Origin of the sequence: Dyella japonica DSM 16301, assembly GCF_001010355.1 — a bacterium.
Classification (GTDB): domain Bacteria; phylum Pseudomonadota; class Gammaproteobacteria; order Xanthomonadales; family Rhodanobacteraceae; genus Dyella; species Dyella japonica.
In genome coordinates, this window is the sequence record NZ_JPLA01000188.1 from 1 (window position 1) to 283 (window position 283).

The 283-nt window shown below is 42.4% G+C and carries 1 protein-coding gene; it reads left to right on the forward strand.

What is annotated here, in order from left to right:
• A partial coding sequence (locus Y882_RS19795) for a PKD domain-containing protein (RefSeq protein WP_156171605.1) occupies nucleotides 1–283 on the forward strand: 283 nt, incomplete at both ends.

Consider the following 283-nt stretch of genomic DNA (forward strand, 5'->3'; position numbering starts at 1 on the left):
GTTATAGGACAGACCCAGCAGTTTACTGCCACACCTAGTGGTCAGGCTGAAGGTGGAACTATTACATATGCTTGGACTGTGGATGATGCACCGCAAGAAGAAACGGAAGCAACTTTTAGTTATATACTAAAAGGACCTGCCGGTCAAAAGACTATTAAAGTAGTTGCAACAAATACAGTTCCAGAAGCTGAAGCTGAAACAGCAGAAACTACTGCAACTATCACAGTTAAAAATAAAACTCAGACAACTACTCTGGCTATAACTCCTGATAGCCCTGCTGCTG